This window comes from Aminobacter sp. P4_H6_2, from assembly GCF_056400805.1.
Genome location: NZ_JBFUKO010000355.1, coordinates 1 through 5,535 on the forward strand (window position 1 = coordinate 1; position 5,535 = coordinate 5,535).

Annotated in this window: 4 protein-coding genes and 2 pseudogenes; 1 reads left to right on the top strand and 5 read right to left on the bottom strand. The window is 59.8% G+C overall.

The genetic code is table 11. The annotated features are described in order from the left end of the window. Positions 1-72: 72 nt before the first annotated feature. From AC1DUU_RS21490 to AC1DUU_RS21505, 4 genes and pseudogenes are all read right to left on the bottom strand, one after another. Entirely contained in the window at positions 73-1,104 is a 1,032-nt protein-coding gene (locus AC1DUU_RS21490) for an IS110 family RNA-guided transposase (RefSeq protein WP_476785421.1), read from the bottom strand. 56 nt (positions 1,105-1,160) lie between these two features. Further along, positions 1,161-1,591 (bottom strand): annotated as a pseudogene (locus AC1DUU_RS21495) (IS5 family transposase); the annotation flags it as partial. 26 nt (positions 1,592-1,617) lie between these two features. Further along, positions 1,618-1,935: a GntR family transcriptional regulator gene (locus AC1DUU_RS21500; RefSeq protein WP_476785422.1), complete on the bottom strand. Its 318-nt coding sequence runs from the start codon at positions 1,933-1,935 to the stop codon at positions 1,618-1,620. 546 nt (positions 1,936-2,481) lie between these two features. Beyond that, positions 2,482-3,252 (bottom strand): GntR family transcriptional regulator, encoded by a 771-nt coding sequence (locus tag AC1DUU_RS21505; protein WP_476785423.1) that lies wholly within the window; start codon positions 3,250-3,252, stop codon positions 2,482-2,484. Between the two features lie 323 nt (positions 3,253-3,575). On the opposite strand from AC1DUU_RS21505, the pseudogene AC1DUU_RS21510 reads away from it, so the two are divergent. Continuing rightward, positions 3,576-3,767: pseudogene (locus AC1DUU_RS21510) on the top strand (IS6 family transposase); the annotation flags it as partial. A 188-nt stretch (positions 3,768-3,955) separates the two neighbouring features. Here AC1DUU_RS21510 and AC1DUU_RS21515 read toward each other — a convergent pair. Continuing rightward, positions 3,956-5,500, bottom strand: coding sequence for a Fic family protein (locus tag AC1DUU_RS21515; protein WP_476785424.1), 1,545 nt, complete (start codon positions 5,498-5,500; stop codon positions 3,956-3,958). Positions 5,501-5,535 lie beyond the last annotated feature (35 nt).

Here is a 5,535-nt window from a genome sequence, read left to right on the forward strand (position 1 = left end):
CATCGGAACCGCGTCCCTGGGGGGACCTCGAGGGCCTGCTGTCAGGCAGGCAACGGTTGGGAACTCAGGTCTTCAGGCCGCAAGTGGCACCGTCATGTCCGACTGGAAGTCGGTGTCATCGACCCACATCCTATGAAGGATCACACCGGCGCGCCGGGCCAAGGCAACCATGGCGCGCTTCCGGCCACGGCGGCGAGCGACCTGTGCTGCCCAGGTTCTCAGCCATGTCGAGCGGCCCCGGTGCATCATGACGGTCGCGGCTTGACACAACGCCCGGCGCAGGTTGACGTCGCCGGCCTTGGTGATGCCGCCTGAGACGTCGCGCTCGCCTGACTGGTTGCGCGACGGGGTGAGGCCTACCCATGGCCCTACCTTCTTCGATGAAGTGAACCGGGCGGGATCATCAATTGCCGATCGGTAGGTCAACGCCACAACTGCACCGATCCCTGGCATGGACATCAGCCGACGGCATACCGGGTCATCCTGAGCCAAGTTGCGGACGTGGCGCTCTAGCCCTGCCAATTCATGCCGCAAGGACGCCCGCGCCCGAAGCATCGGTTCTGTCGCGGCTTCAAGCATGGGATTGCCGAACGCCAGTTCCCGGATGCGAAGGTCGAACCTGCCGCGAGATATGGCGCCGACCTTGAGCCCGAAGTTCCGCAGCATCCCACGCAGAGACATCTCCAAAGCGATCATGCCCTGCTGGATGGCCTTGCGAGCTCCGAGCACGGCGCGGACCTCCTGCGATGAGACGGATTTGCAGTGAACGGGCCGGAACCACCCGAGGTGGAGTAGCCGTGCGATACCTTCGGCATCCCGCCGATCCGTCTTGATCGGCATTGCTTTTAGCGCCCCTTTTACCTGCCGGGTTTCCATCAGCACGACGTCCAAGTCCGCTTCGGTCATCCCGCGATGCAGCCACTGCGACAAGGGGCCTGCCTCAAGGCCAATGGCGGCAATGGTGCCATCCTGTTCCCTGATCCAGCGCACAAGCGCTTCGGGCGCACTGGCAATCTGCGCCTCCTTCACGATCTTGCCATGCTCGCTGACCACACAGATCGCGGTCTTCGCCAGCGACACATCCAATCCAATGAACAGTTTCATCCCGTAATCCTCCTGTAAGATCAGATACGGGAACGTTCGCCAGCTGACCGGTCAGCATGCAAGCGATAACGGGCAGTGCGCGATGCACGATCGGTCAGGGCATGGATTTTGGTCGTGCGGCCGCCCCGCGAGCGCCCGATGGCCTGATTTTGCTCCCCCCTTTACCGCCCGAAGCCGAGCGATGCGCCTTCACGGCGGACGAGTCGATCAGAACCTGCTCGGGCGGACCACCGGCACTGGCAAGCGCGTGAAAGAGATCCGTCCACACACCCTTGGCCGCCCAGCGGACATACCGATTGTAGAGCGTCTTGCGCGGCCCGTAGTCCGGCGGCGCATCGACCCAGCGCCCGCCTGACTTCAGAACTTGAACGATACCGCTGATCACACGCCGGTCGTCGACGCGTTCCTTGCCCCGCGTGTCAGTCGGAAGATGAGGTTCGATACGGCGAAACTGCTCTTCTGTGAGCCAGAAATGGTCCCGATTCATTACCCCTCCCTTTCGGAAGTCGTGAATCACAAACCTGAGGTGATGCCAACACTTTTATGGGTCTGGGCCCTAGCAAGCTCGCCCACGACATGCATGGCGATGACGCGGGTGGCTTCGAGGACTTCCTGTGCATCCTCCGGCGTCGGCGTGGCGACATAGGCACCGCGGTTGGGAGGTAAATGAACAATCCCCTGCTCCTCCATAATGAACAGAACCTTGCGGATGACGGTCCGGCTGATGTTGAAGGCAGCGCCGATCTCGTCTTCAGCCAATTTTGTGCCGGGGCGGATCTTGCGGTCAAGGATGGCGTTCCACAGCCGGTCGTAGATCAGCGCTTCAAACACCGATCAATGGAGCTGTCAGCGAAATGGCACCAATACCATGGAGCGCTGGGGAAAGGTAACGTTGGGGCATCCGGCAAAGTCTCCTGGCGGCAAACCTGGCTTATATCAATGGTCCTGGTGGACTGGAAACATGAAAACCTGCATACAGCATCAACGTGCATGGCAGGATTTCATTGGTTCAATTGGGGTCGGCCTGCGAGGCTCCACTTGAGACAGCAACTCCGGCCAGATCGTGTTTTTCTGCGGCGGAGTCTGCCCGCAAGGCTGGGGCGGCTTTGGAGGACTCAGCCGGGAAGCGCCGGCCAAGTCAAAACTGGAGTAGTCTACGCCGCCGTTTTAATTCGTCGCGCCTTGCGCGTCCCGATGCTGGTTGACAAGCCTCCTGAAGGTCACGCCTGGACACACGGACCCAGATCCACCTTTCCGGCCAGTGCGCAATCGCCTTCACCAGCAACGGCGACGACTGGTCGATGAAATACGCGGCGCTACTTGCTTCCCTGCGCACCCTCGGCCCGACCATCTCATTCCGTTAACGCGACGCTACCGTCAGGATCGCCCGAAGATCGATCTCTTCCTTGCCCCGTCTGGTCGCAATGTGCGGCGGATTGCGTCGTAGACCGTGCGGTAATAGGCGACTGCCTCGGCCGGCTCACCGTCGAAAATATGGCGGGTCAGCGTTGTCGTAAATTCTGCTCGGCTGAAAGGCGGGGGAGCTACCTGATACGAAGCAAGCGCAACAGTGTAGAGATTTATCTGCCTGTCGAATACGCCCGCCATAAGCCGGTTGCCATGGATAAGTGCGAGAAGCAGGCAAAACTCGTTGTTCAGCCGGCGTGCGGTATGGAAATCCTGGTTGGCGTTGGCCTTTTCTCGGGCCTTGATGTGGTCGGCGAGCTTATTGCGTTGTTCCTTGGTGATGCGCTCTGGGTGTGTCGCCAGTTCGCCTATGAAATAGATGAGCGCCGCAGACACCGATTCCAGGAGTTCCTCAGCGTCTCGGAACGATGGCGAAGCGATGTAGGCGCCGCGGTTGGCCGGCAATGAGACAATGCCTTCCTGTTCCATGATGAACAGTACCTTGCGGATGACCGTACGGCTGATGCCATAGATCTCCCCTATCACGGATTCTTCGAGCTTGGCGCCCGGTCTGAGTTTGCGGTTGATCACCGCATTCCACAGGTCATTGTAGATCTTGGCTTCAATGCCAACCAACGGCGCCATCAGTAGCGTCATCGCATCCTGATCATGAAGCGCTGGTGACAGATAGCGTTCCGGCATGGGTCCCCTTGTATGTTTATCGATCAGAAGTTGCAGCAATACTGATTGGCGAGTCGGTTCGAATTGATTTAGTAGATCGTCGCGGCAAGAACGCAATGGCCGGACGCTTCAAGACTTGCGCGGCCCCTTACAATTGCTGGACGTCACGCTCCGAAAAGCTTGGCGGCGTGCTGTGGGCGCGTGCGCCTATCTCGCTCAAAGCGAGGTGAGCGCCTGCTGGTCGCTGGACTTCTTGAACGTTCAGTTTGCCTGCGGCAGACGTTTCCGCGTTCTCAAATGTCGTCCACCATGCGCGTGCGAGTGCYTGTCAGTGCGATGTCAGGTTCACCCGAGATAAAGCTGTTGGCTGATAGTTGGCGGTCATGATCCAGCCCTTTTTCAGATACAAGCGTCGTCGTTTCTCACTCGCTGTGATTGCTCATGCGGTCTGGCTCTACTTCCAATTTCTGCTGAGCCTGCGTCTTGTGGAAGAGATGTTGCTGGACCGTGCCATCGTCGTTTCCTATGAAAAGATCCGCCGCTGGGTGAAGAAATTCGGACCGGACTATGCCAGACACAGGATCTCCGAAGGCTACGGCAGCTTCAGGCGGCCGCCGGCGATCGGGTCATCTAAGKGTTCATGATGCGCAACGGCCCTGGAAAGTACAGAGCCGACTGCAGCATCTGACCGACTCGCTCTCGCAACCTGGCCGGGCCTTCGCACAGGAGGGTCGGGCGCTTCTTTGGAAGCCGGAGGATGCCCTCAGAAGCCAGCGCGGAGCTCGGCAAAAATTCCCTCGATCCGAATGGCCTCGTCTTCCGTCAGCCCCGCGAATTCGCGCTCGCGCGCCCGCTTCGAAAGGTGGCCGTCATTCTGGCGCAGAAACCGAAACAACAGATCAAGTAGCCTGTCTGGCATATCGATCATGCCCAGAACCTGACCCTTGAATGTGTCGTAACTTCGGAGGAACGCGGTCTCGGACGGCAGATCGACATCTACCGTGCGCGCCACGCAGGCGAACAGGAATTCGGCATGAGGGGTGGCGTCGAAATAGCGATAGAAGTCTATCGTCTCGTTCAGCACCTCCACATTGCCCCGATCGGTCGACCGCCATCGAACATGCGGTATGAGACGACGCGAGTAACTTTCCAACGTCTTCCGGTAGTCGTCGATCCGGTCGAGGATGACCGCAGAGACGGGGAAAACCAGGCCTGGCGGATTGAAACCACGCTCGGCCAGCACATGATGGATGAGATAGCGGTGAAGGCGGYCGTTCCCGTCCTCGAACGGATGGATATAAATAAAGCCAAACGCTAGGCCGGCGGCGGCAATAACGGGGTCGAGCCCCCTGGCCGCGCTTCTGTCGAAGGCAGTCAAGCCCTCGATCAGCTCCGGCAAATCCTCATGCCGCGCGCTGATATGGTCGGGAATGGGCGCGCCTGTATTGCGTTCATGCTCACCGACGAAGCCGCCCTCTACGCGCAATCCCAAGCGCACGAAGCGCGCGTCGCCGATGACGATGCGCTGCAAACGCTGAAGTTCGTCGCGGTTGATCGGACGGCGGCCCGCCTCCCCGATGACCTGCCCCCAGCGCTGGATACGGTCCTGAGGCGGATCTTCACCTTCGATCTCGAAACTCGACCGCGAATCCTTCAGCAGCAGGAAAGCCGCCGTCCGCGCCAGCAGGTCGGCTGGCACCTCAGCGACCAGACGTCGAGCTTCTTCAGCCAGATTGCGAGCGACGAATGCTTCTAGCGCGGGCGTTCGGAATATCATTGGGCAGAACGCCGGCGTACCCGGCAGGTTGTTCTTCACCCGATGGCGGGTCGAGGTTGTGCCATTCGTCGCCCATTGGTGCTTAGGATCGACGACCAAGGCATAGGCACCCTGCTCAGCATCGGGAAGATCGAGCTGTGCGTCAAGGAGCCATTCGTACAGAAACCACAGCCGGCGCGCATAAGCGCCCGTCGGCGTCGCACGCACGATATCGACGATCGGCTCGGAACCGGTGGCGCGAAACAGCTCCTTCAGCACGGCCAGATCCAGCCCCTCATAGCGCAGGGCGAAGGTCAGATGCCCGCTAAGATCGGCACTGGGCGCATGGCGAGGCGTGTAGATATTCCAGCCATCGGCCTCATAGACCTTGTGGCGCGGACCAATGGCCGCCAGGGTTAGTGGGATCGGTACGGCCAGATCGTAGGCATCGATGAGAGCTGCGTAGCCTACCGGTGTGGCTGCTTCCGGCATCCCGCGACTGTGAAAAACACTCACGGCGCCTGAAAATGGCTCCTGCTGACTCTCTGCCATGAATTTCGATGCTCTACCGTGAATATCGATTTCAT

Excerpts from the sequence above, each read along its gene's own strand:
- AC1DUU_RS21490 (WP_476785421.1), bottom strand. The coding sequence starts at position 1,104 with ATGAAACTGTTCATTGGATTGGATGTGTCGCTGGCGAAGACCGCGATC.